Origin of the sequence: Pseudomonas sp. TMW22089 (assembly GCF_022496645.1) — a bacterium.
Classification (GTDB): domain Bacteria; phylum Pseudomonadota; class Gammaproteobacteria; order Pseudomonadales; family Pseudomonadaceae; genus Aquipseudomonas; species Aquipseudomonas paraversuta.
Genome location: NZ_SCFG01000022.1, coordinates 35,065 through 52,161, shown reverse-complemented (window position 1 = coordinate 52,161; position 17,097 = coordinate 35,065). Strand labels below are relative to the sequence as shown.

The 17,097-nt window shown below is 59.4% G+C and carries 14 protein-coding genes; 10 read left to right on the top strand and 4 right to left on the bottom strand.

The window, feature by feature from the left end; genetic code table 11:
• Nucleotides 1–23: 23 nt before the first annotated feature.
• The 3 genes from EQV90_RS17580 to EQV90_RS17570 form a co-directional block, all read right to left on the bottom strand.
• A complete protein-coding gene (locus EQV90_RS17580) occupies nucleotides 24–368 on the bottom strand; it encodes a cupin domain-containing protein (RefSeq protein ID WP_003439389.1) in 345 nt (114 codons plus the stop codon).
• Nucleotides 369–533: 165 nt separating this feature from the next.
• Complete coding sequence (locus tag EQV90_RS17575) at nucleotides 534–1,937, bottom strand: amino acid permease (RefSeq protein WP_240878477.1); 1,404 nt, start codon at nucleotides 1,935–1,937, stop codon at nucleotides 534–536.
• A 137-nt stretch (nucleotides 1,938–2,074) separates the two neighbouring features.
• On the bottom strand, nucleotides 2,075–2,968 hold the full coding sequence (locus EQV90_RS17570; protein WP_060781833.1) for a LysR substrate-binding domain-containing protein: 894 nt from the start codon (nucleotides 2,966–2,968) through the stop codon (nucleotides 2,075–2,077).
• A gap of 106 nt (nucleotides 2,969–3,074) precedes the next feature.
• Here EQV90_RS17570 and EQV90_RS17565 point away from each other — a divergent pair, with 106 nt between their 5' ends.
• The 9 genes from EQV90_RS17565 (at nucleotide 3,075) to EQV90_RS17525 (ending at nucleotide 14,019) form a co-directional block, all read left to right on the top strand.
• Nucleotides 3,075–3,839 carry a sulfite exporter TauE/SafE family protein gene (locus EQV90_RS17565; RefSeq protein ID WP_240878476.1) on the top strand — a complete coding sequence of 255 codons (765 nt, stop codon included), beginning with the start codon at nucleotides 3,075–3,077 and terminating at the stop codon, nucleotides 3,837–3,839.
• 167 nt (nucleotides 3,840–4,006) lie between these two features.
• Nucleotides 4,007–4,591, top strand: coding sequence for an NAD(P)H-dependent oxidoreductase (locus tag EQV90_RS17560; RefSeq protein ID WP_003439393.1), 585 nt, complete (start codon nucleotides 4,007–4,009; stop codon nucleotides 4,589–4,591).
• Nucleotides 4,592–4,750: 159 nt separating this feature from the next.
• Nucleotides 4,751–5,662: a LysR family transcriptional regulator gene (locus EQV90_RS17555; protein WP_003439394.1), complete on the top strand. Its 912-nt coding sequence runs from the start codon at nucleotides 4,751–4,753 to the stop codon at nucleotides 5,660–5,662.
• Between the two features lie 114 nt (nucleotides 5,663–5,776).
• Complete coding sequence (locus EQV90_RS17550; RefSeq protein ID WP_003439395.1) at nucleotides 5,777–6,670, top strand: NAD-dependent epimerase/dehydratase family protein; 894 nt, start codon at nucleotides 5,777–5,779, stop codon at nucleotides 6,668–6,670.
• Between the two features lie 176 nt (nucleotides 6,671–6,846).
• Complete coding sequence (gene ggt, locus EQV90_RS17545) at nucleotides 6,847–8,514, top strand: gamma-glutamyltransferase (RefSeq protein WP_003439396.1); 1,668 nt, start codon at nucleotides 6,847–6,849, stop codon at nucleotides 8,512–8,514.
• Between the two features lie 162 nt (nucleotides 8,515–8,676).
• The gene (locus EQV90_RS17540) at nucleotides 8,677–10,122 is read left to right on the top strand and encodes a SulP family inorganic anion transporter (RefSeq protein ID WP_003439397.1); all 1,446 of its coding nucleotides are present in this window, start codon (nucleotides 8,677–8,679) and stop codon (nucleotides 10,120–10,122) included.
• Between the two features lie 254 nt (nucleotides 10,123–10,376).
• Entirely contained in the window at nucleotides 10,377–11,726 is a 1,350-nt protein-coding gene (locus EQV90_RS17535; RefSeq protein ID WP_003439398.1) for a gluconate:H+ symporter, read from the top strand.
• Nucleotides 11,727–12,587, top strand: coding sequence for a MurR/RpiR family transcriptional regulator (locus tag EQV90_RS17530; protein WP_003439399.1), 861 nt, complete (start codon nucleotides 11,727–11,729; stop codon nucleotides 12,585–12,587).
• Between the two features lies 1 nt (nucleotide 12,588).
• On the top strand, nucleotides 12,589–14,019 hold the full coding sequence (locus EQV90_RS17525; protein WP_240878490.1) for a D-aminoacylase: 1,431 nt from the start codon (nucleotides 12,589–12,591) through the stop codon (nucleotides 14,017–14,019).
• A gap of 57 nt (nucleotides 14,020–14,076) precedes the next feature.
• Here the strand turns inward: EQV90_RS17525 and EQV90_RS17520 are convergent, their stop codons facing one another.
• Nucleotides 14,077–15,999, bottom strand: a complete 1,923-nt coding sequence (locus EQV90_RS17520) for a methyl-accepting chemotaxis protein (protein WP_240878475.1) — start codon at nucleotides 15,997–15,999, stop codon at nucleotides 14,077–14,079.
• Nucleotides 16,000–16,407: 408 nt separating this feature from the next.
• On the opposite strand from EQV90_RS17520, the gene EQV90_RS17515 reads away from it, so the two are divergent.
• Nucleotides 16,408–17,085: a histidine phosphatase family protein gene (locus EQV90_RS17515; RefSeq protein ID WP_003439403.1), complete on the top strand. Its 678-nt coding sequence runs from the start codon at nucleotides 16,408–16,410 to the stop codon at nucleotides 17,083–17,085.
• Nucleotides 17,086–17,097: the final 12 nt, after the last annotated feature.

Below are 17,097 nucleotides of genomic sequence, written 5' to 3'. Positions count from 1 at the left end.
CCCGGTTTTTTGCGTGGTGCCAATCAGGCAAAGACAAAATACTTGCGCACTGTTTCAACCACTTCCCATGTGCCTTTCATCCCCGGCTCCACGATAAAGATATCCCCGGCCCGCAGATGAATCGGTTGTTTGCCCTCGGGGGTGATGATGCAGTAGCCCTCGCGGAAATCGCAGTACTCCCACTTCACGTATTCCACGTACCACTTGCCGGGCGTGCAAATCCAGGTGCCCATGATTTTGCTGCCATCATCGCTGGTGTAGGCATTGAGGTTCACGGTGTGCGGATCGCCTTCGAGCTTTTCCCATTTGCAGGCATCAAGCACGGGCAGGGGGTGGGTGTCGCGAAGTACGGTAATTGGCGCAGACATAAGGACTCCGGTAGATGGATCAAGGCACGGATTCCAGCCTAACCGGCGGCGGTGTCCGGCAGATGTCTGGTTCCGACCCCCAGTGACCCGAATACGCAGCCTGCGGATACGAAAAAGCCCCGATCCTTGATACAAGGACCGGGGCTTTGTTGTGTCAGGCAAGGATCAGCGCGGGTTTGCCAATGCTTTGCCCGTACGCAGGCGTACTTGATAGAACCCGTAAAGGATCAGCAGCCACACCGGGATCGCATACACCGACGCACGCACATCGGGGATCATCCAGATCACCGAGACGATGGTGGCCATGAACACCAGGCACAGGATGTTGCTGAGCGGGAACCAGAACGCTTTGAACGAAGGCTTCACGCCCTGTACCGCCATGGCCTTGCGGAACTTGATATGGGTCAGGCTGATCAGCGCCCAGTTGATCATCAACGAAGCCACCACCAGCGCGAACAGCAACTCCAGTGCCTTGTGCGGCGCCAGGTAGTTGACCACTACACACAGCAAGGTCACCAGCGCCGACACCCCCAGTGCCCGCAATGGCACACCATTTTTGGTCAGCTTCATCAGCGCCTTGGGTGCATCGCCCTGTTCGGCCAGACCGAAGAGCATGCGGCTGTTGCAGTAAACGCCACTGTTATAGACCGACAGGGCAGCCGTCAGCACCACAAAGTTGAGGATCTGGGCGGCGGTATTGCTGCCGATCAAGGCAAAAATCTGCACGAACGGGCTGCTGCCGTATGCATCCCCGCCGGCGCCAAGGGTCACCAGCAACTGGTCCCAGGGGTACAGCGCCAACAGAACAGTCAGGGCGCCGACGTAGAAAATCAGAATCCGGTACACCACCTGGTTGATGGCTTTGGGGATCACTTTTTTCGGTTCGCTGGCTTCGGCGGCGGTGATACCCACCAGCTCCAGGCCACCGAAGGAGAACATGATAAAGGCCATGGCCATCAGCAAACCGGTGCCGCCATTGGGGAAGAATCCGCCATGGCTCCACAGGTTACTGAATGAGGCTTGGGAGCCGCCGGTGCCGCTGATCAGCAGATAGCAACCCAGCACTATCATGCCGACAATCGCCACCACCTTGATGATCGCGAACCAGAACTCCATCTCGCCGAAGACCTTCACGTTCAGGGTATTGATCAGGTTGACCAGCACAAAGAACACCACGGCACTGACCCAGGTCGGAACCTCGGGCCACCAGAACTGGATGTATTTGCCGACCGCAGTCAGTTCGGCCATGCCCACTAGCACGTACAGCACCCAATAGTTCCAGCCCGACAGAAAGCCCGCATAGCCGCCCCAGTACTTATGGGCAAAGTGGCTGAACGAGCCGGCCACGGGTTCTTCGACGATCATCTCGCCGAGCTGGCGCATGATCAGAAACGCGATAAAGCCGGCAATCGCATAACCGAGAATCATCGACGGCCCTGCGGACTTGAGCACGCCCGCCGAGCCCAGAAACAGCCCGGTACCGATAGCGCCGCCCAGGGCAATCAGCTGGATATGACGATTTTTCAAACCGCGTTTGAGTGTGACCGGGGGGGAGTTAGCGTCAGCCATCGGGTGCCTTGTGGGTGGTTATTCTCAATGATGATGAAATCAACGGGACGACAGGCGCCGCGTTGGGTCAGCAAGCCCCGGATATTACTCTTGGTAAAAATTCAGGCATACAGGCGAACAGCACTCTAGGAAGTTTCTTATCGGTTATCCGGGGTCGATAGCGCCCCAAGCAGGGTTTGCGCACAGGCCGGTAATTGTTCGAAGGAGCGGGCGCACAGCAGCAGTTTGCGGTCTGCCCAGGGCTCATTCAGGGGCACTGCCTTGAAGGTGCGCGGTGCCTGCCAGCGTTCGATGGTGGCCTTGGGCACTATGCCCAGCCCGGCGCCCCGGGCGACCATGCGCAAGACCCCATCAAAGCCCTCGGCCCGGATGCGCACCTGCATGCGGCAACCGCTGTGCAGCGCCTGCTCTTCCAGATACACGGCCAGTGCACTGCTGGCTGACAGTCCAACATAGTCATGGCTCAAGGTGTCGCTGAACCTGAGCTGCGGCAGACTGGAGAGTGGATGCTCCTGGGGTAGCACCAGCACCAGCGGATCATCGCGAAAGGGCCGGGTTTGCAGATCCCGGGTATCGACTGCATTGGAAACTATCCCGATATCGGCGGCGTCCTGGCGCAGGGCATGGGTGATACGCAGGCTGGTCAATTCGTGCTGGTCGACGCTGATATGGGGATGCTGGCGTACAAAATCGGCCAGCAACTCGGGCAGATATTCGGTAAGGGCTGCGGTATTGCACAGCAACCGTACCTGGCCTTTAAAGCCCTGGGCGTATTCGGCCAGATCGTGATTCATGCGTTCCACCTGTCGCAGCAGCAGCCGGGCATGTTGCGCCAGCGCCTGGCCCGCAGGTGTCGGGCTGATGCCCCGCCGGCTGCGTTGCAAGAATGCCACCCCCAGCGCCGCTTCCATCGCCCTGATGCGCGCACTGGCGGCGGCCAGGGACAAATGGCTGAGACCGGCGCCCGCGGTGATGCTGCCGGTCTGCAGGCAATTGAGATACAGCCGTAAATCCACCAGATCGAAGTGCATAAGCCTCCATGTCACCTGCCTTGGTAAATAAGCCTCTTGTCATGCAAGAGGCTGGCTCAGTATATGACGCATTTCCAACCCCGGCACCGTGGCCCAGCATAGGGCCATGAAAACACTCTTCGAGTTCTACCAAAACCTTGGCTGGTCCCTGTCACTGCTGGTGCTGCTTACTTTTCTGGTGGCCGGAACGGTCAAGGGGGTGATTGGCCTCGGCTTGCCGACGGTAGCCATGGGCTTGTTGGGTCTGGCTATTGCCCCGGCACAGGCAGCGGCATTGCTGATCATCCCGTCCATCGTCACCAATACCTGGCAACTGGCTGCGGGCGGCCGGCTACGCAGGCTGATAAAGCGGCTGTGGCCGATGCAACTGGGGATTTTGCTGGGCACCGGCCTTGGCATGCTGTGGCTCAGCAGTGATGGCGGCAGCTGGGTGGTACGGGCTTTGGGCATGGCCTTGTTGCTGTATGCCTTGAGCGGGCTGTTTCTGCCCGTGCTGCGGGTCGCGCCACGGATGGAGAACTGGCTGGGGCCAACCTGCGGGTTGATCACCGGGATCATTACCTCGGCCACCGGTGTGTTTGTAATCCCTGCCGTGCCGTATCTGCAGGCCCTGGGCTTAAGCAAAAATCAGCTGGTACAGGCCTTGGGATTGTCCTTCAGCGTCTCCACCTTGGCCCTGGCTGCCGGGCTTTACTGGCGCGGTAGTCTGGGTGGCGGCGAGCTCAATGGGTCATTGCTGGCGCTGCTGCCCGCCATGCTCGGCATGTGGCTGGGTCAATGGCTGCGTCAGCGCATCAGCGGCGCATTATTCAAATCCGTATTTTTTATCGGTATGGCGCTATTGGGTATGCATCTGCTAATCGCTGGTTAAAGGTTTTGGCAACAATATGGCAGCTATTCGTGCTTGATAAGCAAAGGTGATTTGCTCCGATGCGGGTTTTTCCCGAGGGCAGTGATCAATACCCTGCCAGGTATTAAATCTTTAACACCCGAAGGCCGCTCAACAGCGCTGAGGGTTAATCCCGAATGAGGCTGATGATGAAAAAAATACTCTTGCTTAACGGTGCCAAAAAATTTGCCCACTCCGATGGTCGCTACAACCTGACCATGCACGACACTGCGCTGGCTTTTTTCGATCGCCAGGGCTTCGAAGTCAAAGTCACCCACATCGATGAAGGCTATGACGTGGCCGAGGAAGTCGAGAAATTCCTGTGGGCCGACGTGATCATTTATCAAATGCCGGGCTGGTGGATGGGCGCCCCCTGGATCGTTAAAAAGTACATCGACGAAGTCTTCACCGAAGGTCACGGCAAGCTCTACGCCAGTGACGGCCGTACCCGTTCCGACGCTTCGCAGCGCTATGGCAGCGGTGGTTTGATTCACGGCAAAAAGTACATGCTGTCGCTGACCTGGAACGCACCGCAGCAAGCCTTTGATGATCCGGCTGACTTCTTCGAAGGCAAAGGCGTGGACGCGGTGTACTTCCCGTTCCACAAGGCCAATGAGTTCCTTGGCATGAGCGCCTTGCCGACCTTCCTGTGTGTCGACGTGATGAAACGTCCACAACCCCAGGACGATGCCGCCCGTTATGAGCAACACCTGAAACAAGTGTTCGCCATCTAACGCCTGCAATTGCGGTAGTCGCTGACTCGCGGAGCGCGGCTGCGAGCCGTTTGATTGCGCACCGCGGGACTGCGATCAGTGTGAAATTGCTACCCTGATCGCAGCCTCGCTTCGCGAGTCAGCGACTACGCTGCAGGCAGTTACCAATGAGGGGCACGTGTGAAAGCCAGATCCGATGAGCTGCAAATCTTTGTTTCAGTGATTGAGTGCGGCTCCATTTCCGCGGCTGCCGAACAGGCCGGACAAACTCCTTCGGCGGTCAGCCGTACCTTGTCACGGCTGGAGGCCAAGCTCGAAACCACCTTGATCAACCGCACCACGCGGCGCATGGACCTGACCGAGGAGGGCAAGTTTTTCTTCGAGCGGGCCAAGCTGATCCTGGAGCAAATGGATGAGCTTGAAGACCGTTTGATTTCCCACCAGCGCACGCCTTCCGGGCGTCTGCGGATCAATGCCGCCTCGCCGTTCATGCTGCATGCCATCGTGCCGTATATCAGCGAGTTCCGTGAGCTCTACCCCGAGATCCAGCTGGAACTCAACAGTAATGATCTGATCATAGACTTGCTGGAGCAAAGCACTGACATCGCGATCCGCATCGGTACCCTGGCCGATTCCACCTTGCACGCCCGCTCATTGGGCTGCAGCCCCTTGAGCATCCTCGCCAGCCCCGACTACATCGCCCGCCACGGCGCCCCCGGCAGCGTCGCCGATCTGGCCAGTCACACCCTGATCGGTTTTACCCAAAATGACGGTTTGAACCAATGGCCGTTGCGTTATGCACAAGGCGATCGCTGGGCCATCGAGCCGCACATCAGTGCTTCCAGTGGCGAGACGGTCCGCCATCTGGCGCTGCAAGGGCAGGGCATCGCCTGCCTGTCGCATTTCATGACCCATGAAGACGTCAAGACCGGGCGCCTGCAAGTGCTGCTGGGCGAATTCAACAGCGGCTACCGCCAGCCGATCCACGCGGTGTACTACCGCAACTCGCAGCTGGCGCTACGCATTCAGTGCTTTCTGGACTTCATCCAGGACAAGCTCGCCAGCTATGCGGTGCCGTACTTCAAAGGGTAAATCCCCGCGCATTAGTGATCTGTACGCAAGACTGAATTGGCCCGCGGCGGGTTTTTCCAGTGCCCTCACTCTTCGATACTGGCGGCATCACTTATTTCACGCGGGAGTCACTCCATGAAGGTTTTCGTTACCGGCGCAGCAGGATTTATCGGCGGTTCAATTGCCAGCGCTTTGGTCAAGGCCGGGCATCAGGTTACGGGTCTGGTGCGCAACACCGATCAGCAACAGGAAATGCTCGCCCTTGGCATCACGCCGGTGCTGGGCGCCCTGGATGACAGCGACTTGCTCGCCAAGCAGGCTAGCCAGGCGGATGCGGTGATCAACGCGGCCAGCAGCGACCATCGGGGCGCCGTCGAAGCCTTGCTCAAGGCCCTGCGCGGCAGCGGCAAAGTGTTTTTGCACACCAGCGGTTCGAGCATTGTTGGCGACGCCTCGGGTGGCAAGGCCAGCGACGTTGTCTACTACGAAGGTCAGTTGCCCGAGCCGAGCGTCGACAAGGCGGCGCGGGTTGCCATCGACAATCTGGTACTGGCGGCGGCCAACGACAATGTACGTTCAGCGGTCATCTGCAACACCCTGATTTACGGCCACAGCCTGGGGGTAAAACGCGACAGCGTGCAACTGCCGCGCCTGCTCAAACAGGCCCGCAAGAGCGGAGTCGTGCGTCATGTCGGCAGCGGGCAAAACATCTGGTCCAACGTGCATATCGACGACGTCGTGGCCCTGTACCTGCTGGCACTGGAAAACACCCCGGCCGGGACTTTCTACTTTGTTGAAAGTGGCGAAGCGGCGTTTGCCGACATGAGCAACGCCATCGCCCGGGTGCTGGGGCTGGGTGAAGCCCACGACTGGCCGCTGGCCGATGCTGAAGCTGAATGGGGCTATGAAATGGCCAACTACGGCCTGGGTTCCAACAGCCGGGTACGCGGCAAAAACGCCCGCGAACTGCTGGGCTGGACGCCGCAACGCAGCAGCGTGGTGGAGTGGATCAAAAACCAAATGCTGTAACCCCTGATCTCTGCCCCCCGCAGGAGCGAGCTCTTTTGCGCCCAAGCTCGCTCCTGCTGTTCTTGGATAGCTTTTCGGTTTGTGCACAGGCCCGCATTTTTACTTTTGTTGTTTGTAAACGTTTCTGAAATCAGACAATGTTCGGCATCGTTATACAAAAATAAAAGGAAGTTCCAATGCGTGTTGTATGGTTCAAAACCCTGGCCTTGACGGCTGCCATCGCAGCCAGCTGTTCAGCCTATGCCGTTACGCTGGAAGGCGGTGCAGTCGCCGCCCCGGATCAGTACGGCGCTGAAGTCGCGGCGCAAATTCTCAAAAAAGGCGGCAACGCAGTCGATGCCGCAGTCGCAACCGCCTTCACCCTGGCCGTGACTTACCCCGAAGCCGGTAACATTGGTGGCGGTGGTTTCATGACCCTGTTTATCGATGGCAAACCCTACTTCCTCGACTATCGCGAAACGGCGCCCAAGGCTGCCAGCCGCGATATGTACCTCAATGACAAAGGCGAAATCATCGAGAACCTGAGCCTGGTCGGCTCGCGCGCCGCTGGCGTGCCGGGTACGGTGATGGGCCTGTGGGAAGTCCATCAGCGCTTTGGCAAATTGCCATGGAGCGAGTTGTTGACCCCCGCCGTGGGCTACGCGAAAAACGGCTTCAAGGTGGCCGATCAGCAATACCAGTACCGCGAAGATGCGTTGGCGCTGTTCAAGGGCACCACCAATTTCAGCGACTATTTCGGCAGCATGAAACCTGGCGAAACCTTCAAGCAGCCTGAACTGGCCGCCACCCTGGAACGTATTGCCGACCAGGGCGCCAAAGAGTTCTACCACGGCCAGACCGCCGACCTGCTGATTGCCCAGATGCAGCAGGACAAGGGCCTGATCACCAAAGAAGATCTGAATGACTACAAGGTCAACTGGCGTGAGCCGATGCGGGTCGATTTCCGCGGCAACAGCTTGTACACCGCACCGCTGCCAAGTTCTGGCGGTATCGCACTGGCGCAACTGATCGGCATCAAGGAAGACCGCGCCGCGGACTTCAAAGGTGTCGAACTGAACTCGGCACCTTACATCCACCTGTTGTCCGAAATTGAAAAGCGCGTGTTTGCCGACCGTGCCGATTACCTCGGTGATCCGGACTTCGGCAAGATGCCGGTGGCCGAGTTGACCGACCCGGCCTACATCGCCAAGCGGGCAAAAGAAGTGAACCCGAAAGCGATTTCGCCGACGGCCAATATCAAGCCCGGACTTGAGCCGCATCAGACCACGCACTTCTCCATTGTCGATAAAGACGGCAACGCCGTCAGCAACACCTACACCCTGAATTGGGATTACGGCAGTGGCGTCGTGGTCAAAGGCGCGGGCTTCCTGCTCAACGATGAAATGGACGACTTCAGCTCCAAGCCGGGCGTGGCCAACGCCTTTGGTGTGGTGGGGGGCAATGCCAACGCCATCGAGCCGGGCAAGCGCATGTTGTCGTCGATGAGCCCGAGCCTGGTGACCCGTGATGGTCAGGTCACCCTGGTGCTCGGTACGCCGGGCGGTTCGCGGATCTTCACCTCGATCTTCCAGGTGCTGAACAATATCTACGACTACAACCTGCCGCTGGAAAAAGCCGTGGCCGCCCAGCGGGTACATCACCAGTTGCTGCCTAAAGACACGATCTACTATGACGCCTACGCGCCGCTCACCGGCAAAGTTGCCGATGAGCTCAAAGCCATGGGCTACACCCTGGAGGATCAGGGCTGGAACATGGGTGATATACAGGCGATCCGGGTTAACGGCACCCAGCTGGAAACCGCCTCTGACCCCCGTGGTCGCGGGGTTGGCAAGGTTGTGAAGTAAGAACACCCTGAAAAACCTGTAGGAGCGAGCTTGCTCGCGAGCTCTGCGCTGAAAAGCTCGCAAGCAAGCTCGCTCCTACGGTTATCCCGCATCTTCGCAATTTGTTACCATTCTTTTTTCGATACCCCCTCCGCTTTTCCCGCCCCGAATTTTAGGTACGCCATGAAACTCACACGTCTGCGCGCTGATGCCCTGGCCGGACTCACGACGTCGTTTGCCCTGCTGCCCGAGTGCATCGCTTTCGCGCTGGTAGCCCACCTCAATCCGTTGATGGGGCTGTATGGCGCGTTCATCATTTGCACCCTTACCGCGCTCTTTGGCGGCCGGCCGGGCATGGTCTCCGGTGCTGCCGGCTCCATGGCCGTGGTGATTGTCGCGCTGGTGGTGCAACACGGCGTGCAATACCTGCTGGCCACTGTGCTGCTGGGCGGTCTGATCATGCTGGCGTTCGGGCTGCTCAGGCTCGGCAAGCTGGTGCGCATGGTGCCGCACCCGGTGATGCTGGGCTTCGTCAACGGCCTGGCGATCATCATTGCCATGGCCCAGCTGGATCATTTCAAGGATGGCGCAACCTGGCTGAGCGGCGCGCCGTTGTACCTGATGATCGGGCTGGTGGCGCTGACCATGGCCATCGTTTATTTGCTGCCCCGGGTGACCCGGGCCGCGCCGCCGGCCCTGGTGGCAATCCTCGGGGTCGGGCTGGCGGTTTATCTGCTGGGTTTGCCGACCCGCACCCTGGGTGACATGGCGCATATTGCTGGCGGCTTGCCGACGTTCAGCCTGCCCGATATCCCGTGGAACCTGGAAAGCCTGGGCATCATTGCGCCCTACGCCATCGTCATGGCGCTGGTGGGCCTGCTGGAAACCCTGCTGACCCTGAACCTGACCGATGAAATCACCGAAAGCCGTGGTTATCCGGACCGCGAGTGCGTGGCGCTGGGCGCCGCGAACATGGTATCGGGCGTGTTTGGCGGCATGGGTGGCTGCGCCATGATCGGCCAGACCGTGGTCAACCTCAGTTCTGGCGGACGCGGTCGCCTGTCCGGGGTAACGGCCGGGATCATGATCTTGCTGTTCGTATTGTTTCTGTCGCCGTTTATCGAGCGCATTCCATTGGCGGCGCTGGTGGGCGTGATGTTTGTGGTCGCGCAACAAACCTTTGCCTGGGCCTCATTGCGGGTGCTGAACAAGGTGCCGTTGAACGATGTTCTGGTGATTGTCGCGGTAACGGTGATCACCGTGTTCACCGATCTGGCCGTTGCGGTGTTGTGCGGGGTCATCATCGCGGCCCTCAATTTTGCCTGGCAGCAGGCGCGCCAGCTGTACGCCGACACCTATCTGGAAACTGATGGCAGCAAGCTTTACCGGGTCCACGGCACCTTGTTTTTTGCCTCGACGGCGGCCTTTCTCAAACAGTTCGATCCTGCTGGCGACCCGGCCAGAGTGACCCTGGATTGCAGCCATCTGAGCTTTGTCGACTACTCGGCCATTGCCGCGCTGGACACCCTGCGCGAGCGTTACACAAAAGCGGGCAAACACCTGCGGGTCCTGCATTTGTCCGAGCGCAGCAAAAAACTGCTCAAGCGCGCCCGCGTCCACCACGAGTAACCCCCCGCCTTTTTGTAGGAGCGAGCTTGCTCGCGAGCTTTTCAGACAGCTCGCGAGCAAACTCGCTCCTACAGCCCCAGCCCCGATCGATGAAAATACACCCCCGTGATTTTCATTTCGGCCTGTCGTCCATGCCTGATCGCGACAACACATATCGCTGCGCGAAAATTACTTTCATAAAGATTGTTAATTCACCCCGGTAATGCTTTTTAAGTTTCAGAAGAACTCAAAAAATATTGCCGGGGGAACATCGCATGACGCCATCTTCGGGCTATGGGCTGCTGTTGTATGCGGCCATTGCCATCATTGCGCTGATCGTTTTGATTGCGCGCTACAAGATCAATCCGTTTATCGTCATTACCCTGGTGGCCATCGGTCTGGGCCTGATGGCAGGCATGCCTGCGGGCAGTGTGATCGGGGCGTACGAGGGCGGTGTCGGTAAAACCCTGGGGCATATTGCGCTGGTGGTGGCATTGGGCACCATGCTTGGCAAGATGATGGCCGAGTCGGGGGGCGCGGAGCAGGTAGCACGGACGATGATCGATCGCTTCGGTGAGCGCAACGCGCATTGGGCCATGGTCTGTATCGCCTTCCTGGTTGGCTTGCCGCTGTTTTTCGAGGTCGGTTTTGTACTGCTGGTGCCGATCGCCTTTACCGTTGCCCGGCGGGTCGGGGTGTCGGTACTGATGGTGGGCTTGCCGATGGTGGCCGGGTTGTCGGTGGTGCATGCACTGGTGCCACCGCACCCGGCAGCGATGCTGGCAGTACAGGCCTACCAGGCGTCGGTCGGGCAAACCCTGATGTACGCGATTCTGATCGGCATCCCCACTGCGATCATCGCCGGTCCGGTTTTTGCCAAATTCATCGTGCCGCGTATTCAGTTGCCCGATATCAACCCGCTGGAACAGCAGTTCATCAACCGTGAACCGCGGGCCCGGTTACCCAGTTGCAGCATCACTCTGGCGACGATTCTGTTGCCGGTCGTGCTGATGCTGATCGGCGGCTGGGCCGACCTGATCTCTACCCCCGGCAGCGGGTTTAATCAGTTTCTGCAATTTATCGGCAACTCGGTAATGGCTTTGCTGATTGCGACGGTTGTCAGCTTCTGGACCCTGGGGCTGGCCCAGGGCTTCAACCGTGAATCTATCCTCAAATTCACCAACGAATGTCTCGCGCCTACGGCCAGCATCACACTGCTGGTGGGGGCCGGGGGCGGCCTGAACCGGATTCTGATCGACTCGGGGGTGACCACCGAAATTGTCGGTCTGGCCCAGGACTTTCAGCTGTCACCGCTGTTCATGGGCTGGGTATTTGCGGCCTTGATGCGCATCGCCACGGGCTCGGCCACCGTCGCCATGACCACGGCTTCGGGGATTGTGGCGCCAGTGGCGCTGGGCCTGGGGTATCCGCACCCGGAATTACTGGTGCTGGCTACGGGCGCGGGCTCGGTGATTTTTTCCCACGTCAACGACGGCGGCTTCTGGCTGGTGAAGGAATACTTCAATATGACCGTCGCCCAAACCTTCAAAACCTGGACCGTGCTGGAAACCTTGATTTCAGTCGTGGCGTTCGGTTTTACCCTGATCCTTTCAGAGCTGATTTAAATGGACATCCTGTATCAAATCCGGGTTCGCCAGGACACCTTCAGCGCTGCCGAGGCCCGCATTGCCCGGTTGATACTCAGTGATACCGGTTTTGCCGCCAGTGCCAGCCTCGATGAGCTGGCGCTGCGGGCCGAGGTCAGCAGCGCCACGCTGTCGCGCTTTGCGCGCAGTGTCGGCTGCCGTGATTTGCGTGACTTGCGCCTGCAACTGGCCCAGGCCAGCGGGGTGGGCAGTCGTTTTCTCGATACCGGCAGCATGCCTGAGCAGTCGGCTTTTTTCCGTCAGATTGTGAGTGATATTGAATCGACGCTGCACGAGCATCTGGCCGGCTTCAATGGCGTGCATTTCGCCGATGCGGTCAAGCTGCTGGGCGAAGCGAAGATGATTCATGCGTTCGGGATGGGCGGCTGTTCCAGTGTCTACAGCGATGAATTGCAGGTGCGTCTGGTGCGCCTGGGGTACCCGGTCGCGGCCTGTCGCGACGTCGTGATGATGCGGGTCACGGCGGCGACCCTGGGACCGGAGCATGCCGTTATTGTGTGCTCGCTGACCGGCCTGACCCCCGAGCTGATCGAGGTGGTAAAGCTGGCGCATAACTATGGCGCCAAAGTGATTGCCATCACCCGGCCCGCTACGCCGCTGGCGCAACTGGCCGATGTGGTACTGGCGCTGCAAGGGGTGGAAACCAGCTTTATCTACAAACCAACGGCGGCCCGCTACGGGATGCTGCTGGCCATTGACGTGCTTGCCACCGAGCTGGCGCTGTCGATGCCGGAAGCCAACCAGGAGCGCTTGCGCCGGATCAAACTGGCACTGGATGACTATCGCGGCGGTGATGATTGCCTGCCATTGGGGGATTGAAATGAACTACGACACAGTGATCCGCAATGCCCGGGTTATAGATGGCAGCAACGCGCCGGCCTATAGCGCTGACGTGGCGGTACGCGCAGGGCGTATCGAGCGTATTGGCAACCTCGGTGATGTGCGCGGCACCTGGGAAATAGACGCGGTGGGCCGGGTGCTGGCGCCGGGTTTTATTGATGTGCACACCCACGACGACACGGTGGTGATCCGCCAGCCGCAGATGCTGCCCAAACTCAGTCAGGGCGTGACCACAGTGATTGTCGGCAACTGCGGGATCAGCGCGTCGCCGGTGACCTTGCGCGATGAGCCACCGGACCCGATGAACCTGCTGGGCAACAAGGCCGCGTTTGCCTACCCGCGTTTCAGCGACTACCGCGCCGCCGTTGCGGCGGCCGGTCCCGCGTTGAACGTTGGTGCGCTGATCGGTCATACGGCGTTGCGCAGCAATCACATGGACGATCTGCAGCGCACCGCCACCCCCGGCGAAATTCGCGGCATGTGTCAGCAGCTGCGGGAAAGCCTGGAAGCGGGGGCGCTGGGGTTATCCACAGGGCTGGCGTATGCCAGTGCGTTTAATGCCGAGACCGACGAGGTGCTGCAACTGGCCGCAGAACTGACCGCGTTCGGCGCGCTCTACACCACGCATTTGCGCAGCGAATTCGAGCCGGTGCTGGAGGCCATGGATGAAGCGTTTTTGATCGGTCGCCAGGCCCGGGTGCCGGTGATTATTTCCCATCTCAAATGTGCCGGGGCGGGTAACTGGGGGCGCAGTCCGCACTTGCTGGCAGCTCTGGAGCAGGCAGCCAAAACCCATCCTGTGGGGTGCGACTGTTATCCCTACGCCGCCAGTTCTTCGACTCTGGACCTCAAGCAAGTGACTGACGCGTTCCGGATCACCATTACCTGGTCGACTCCGCATCCTGAAATGGGCGGGCGTGACTTGCAGGACATTGCAGGGCTTTGGGGCGTATCGCTGATGGATGCAGCGCAGCGCCTGCAACCGGCGGGCGCGGTGTATTACGGGATGGACGAAAGCGACGTTCGCAGGATTCTGGCGCACCCGCTGTCAATGATCGGCTCCGACGGCCTGCCTGACGATCCGTTTCCGCATCCACGCTTGTGGGGGGCTTTTCCACGGGTGTTGGGGCATTTTAGTCGTGACCTGGGGTTGTTCCCGCTGCACACGGCGGTGCACAAAATGAGCGGGTTGTCGGCGGCTCGTTTTGGTCTTGAGGGGCGGGGAGAAATACGCGAAGGCAACTGGGCGGATCTGGTGCTGTTCGATGCCGCGAAAGTACGTGATGTCGCCGACTTCAACTCCCCGCAACAAGCGGCACAAGGGATTGACGGGGTGTGGGTCAACGGGGTGCTGAGTTATGAAAACGGTGTGGCCAACGGTAACCGCGCCGGTGTGTTTCTGCCCCGATAGAGAGGAGGCTCAATGGTCCCGGAGCAGGAGCGAGCAGGCTCGCTCCTGCAGTGAGGGTCAGACTTTAAAGTGGCTCACCATCTCTTGTAGCTGATTGCCCAGACGCGCCAGTTCAACGCTGGACTTGGCCGTCTCGTCGCTGGCGGCTGCGGTTTGCTCGGAAACGTCGCGCACATTGACGATGCTGCGGCTGATCTCTTCAGCCACTGCACTTTGCTGTTCGGCGGCGGCGGCAATCTGCTGGTTCATTGACTGAATGTTCGACACGGTACGGGTAATGCCCTGCAGCGAGGTGCCCGCCTGGCGGGTCAGGGTCACGCTGCTGTCAGTCAGGGAGCGACTGTTGTTCATCACGTTGGCCACGTGCTGGGTACCGCTTTGCAAGGCTGCAACCAGGGTCTGGATCTCTTCGGTGGATTTTTGCGTACGCTGGGCCAGGCCACGCACTTCGTCGGCCACCACGGCAAAACCGCGTCCGGCGTCACCGGCACGGGCGGCTTCGATGGCGGCGTTAAGGGCCAGCAAATTGGTTTGCTCGGCGACGGCCTTGATCACATCCATGACGCTGCCGATCTTGTCGCTTTCCTGTTGCAACACGGCCATGGCTTCGGTCGAGCGACCGACTTCAACTGCCAGACGCTCGATCTGGTCAATGGCTTCATTGACCACCTTGTCGCCCTCACGGGCTTCGCCGTCGGCGGCTGCGGCGGCTTGCGAAGCCTGCTCGGCATTGCGCGCAACTTCCTGCACGGTCGCCGTCATTTCATGCATGGCAGTGGCCACCTGATCGGTCTCGATCTTCTGGCTGTTGACCCCGGCACTGGTTTGCTCGGTGACCGCTGACAGCTCTTCGGCGGCGCTGGCGATTTGCGTAACCCCGTCGCGAATACCGCCGATCAGGTCGCGCAGGGTGGTGCCCATGCGCGCAATACCTTGCTGCAACACACCCAGTTCATCGCGACGGGTCACCTGCAGGTTGTGGCTCAGGTCGCCACTGGCAATGCGCTCGACCACATCCAGGGTTTCACGCAACGGGCGGGTAATCTGGCGGGTGATGATCACCGCAGCAGCGATGCCGAACAGCAGCACCAGCAGGGTGGTGATCGCTTGCATGCTGTTGGCGGTGGCACTTTCGATGTCGCGGCGCTGCAACTGGAGTTTGTACAGCTCATCGCTGCGGCTCAGAACGCTGGCGCCGTACTCGGTCATCTTCTTGCGCACGTCGATGATGGTGTTGTCGGTGCTGCTGTACACCTGCAGCGCCTGTTGGTACTGCTCCATGGTCTGGGTCAGGGTACGCAGGGTCTCTGCGGGGCTCGTCGCGAAATAAGGGTTGAGCTTTTCAAGACTGTCGACGGTCTTTTCCAGTTGCTGGCTGGCGGCCTTTTCGGTCGCCGGCGTTGGCGCAGCAATATAGGCACGGACCTGATAACGCGAGAGCAGGAATTGTTCGCGGACTTCAGACACAGTCTGGTACATCGCGAAACGGGACTCTTCAGCGGCAGGCAGTTGCAGGGTGCTGGTCAGCAGCGTGGCGATGGCGTCCTGGGCCAGTTTGGCATTGCGGTCCATGGCGGCCCGCGCTTCGGCAGACTCGACATAAGCCTTGCGCATGGTCACCAGTGCGCGCTCGTAGTCGCCGATGATGGCTTGCTGCTCCTTGAGCAGTACGAGGTTTTCCTGGCTCTTGAAGGTGTCGATCAGCTTTTTCTGCTGTTCCTGAAAGGCGTCAATACTGCCTTGCACTGCTTGCGCGGCCGTCTCGTCGCCGTCAGTCAGCATGTACTGCAAGCGTGTCACCCGCAGGTTGGTAAACGCGGTATTGAGCCGGGTGATATCGCTCATCCAGTTACTGCGATCAACCATTTTGTCCAGGCTGAGCCAGTCAAAGATCGCCATTACGCAAGTGAGGACCAGTACCAGGCCAAAGCCAAGGGTCAGTTTCAGGTTGACGCTGATGTTGCTCAGCCAGCTGTTCATAAAGTTCTCCAGGAACGGTGCACGCAGGATCGAATTTCGCTGGAGGGTTTTAGTTATTGGCCCAGCAGAATGCTTGTGTTGGGGTGTATCGGCGGCAGTTCTCAGAGCTGAAATGTTTTCTTGATAACAATGAATATTCGGCGAAAAGCCCTTGCAAGCATGTGGGCAAGGGCGGCTTTACGTTTTTTTTCACATTCGTTTCACCTGTCCCTGACGTGGGGGTTTTTAGAATCTGGTTCAGCTAACCGATATCCGTCGTGTGCAATCTTTGCTCTTACAAAAAGAGGCGCGCATCGACCCATTGTCATATTCGCGTTTTAGGGTAACGGCCAGTGTCGTCCCTTGACTGCCATAGAGGGTATTTCTTCCGTGATTTTGAGTCTTCGTCTGGCTGGAGCCACACGTGCCATGCTGCGCGGTGTGCTGGCGCGTTACAGAAATGCATTGGTGATAGTCGCCGCAAGCCTGCTCACCGGTGCGGTCACGTGGAACCTTCTGGCGCCAGTGCCGGCGCCCAATCTGGCGCAGTCAAAACATGCCGGACAGGTACTGACCCTGACCCAGAGCTGGGCCAGAGGTGATGTGATTGCACTGGTGCGCCATGGCGAGCGCTGCGATCGCTCGTCGACCCCATGCCTGGGCCTGCCTGACGGGATCACGGTGCATGGCGAAGAGGTGGTTCAGGGGCTGGGCGCCAATTTCAGGCAGTTGGGGCTGAAGAACGTCGATATTTACAGCAGTGAGTTGACCCGGGCGCGGCAAACCGCCGATGCCATGTTCATTCGCCCGGTGCCGGCGCAGGACTGGTTATTCAACTGCCGCGGCACGATGTTGCGTGATGCCCTCAAGCACAAGGTGCCGGGGCGCAACCTGGTGCTGGTGACCCACAGCGAATGCATGGACGCGCTGGAAGCGGACATGCATGTGCCAACGGATACAACGTTCGGCTACGGGGCTTCATTGTTCATCCAGGACGATGGCACCCATGACCCGCAGATGCTGGGGTATGTCGAGACCAACGACTGGTCGGCCATCCTGCCGGAGGCAGCACCAGAGCATCACGTGTTCGAAGCCTCGCAATTCTGAGCCAATTCCACT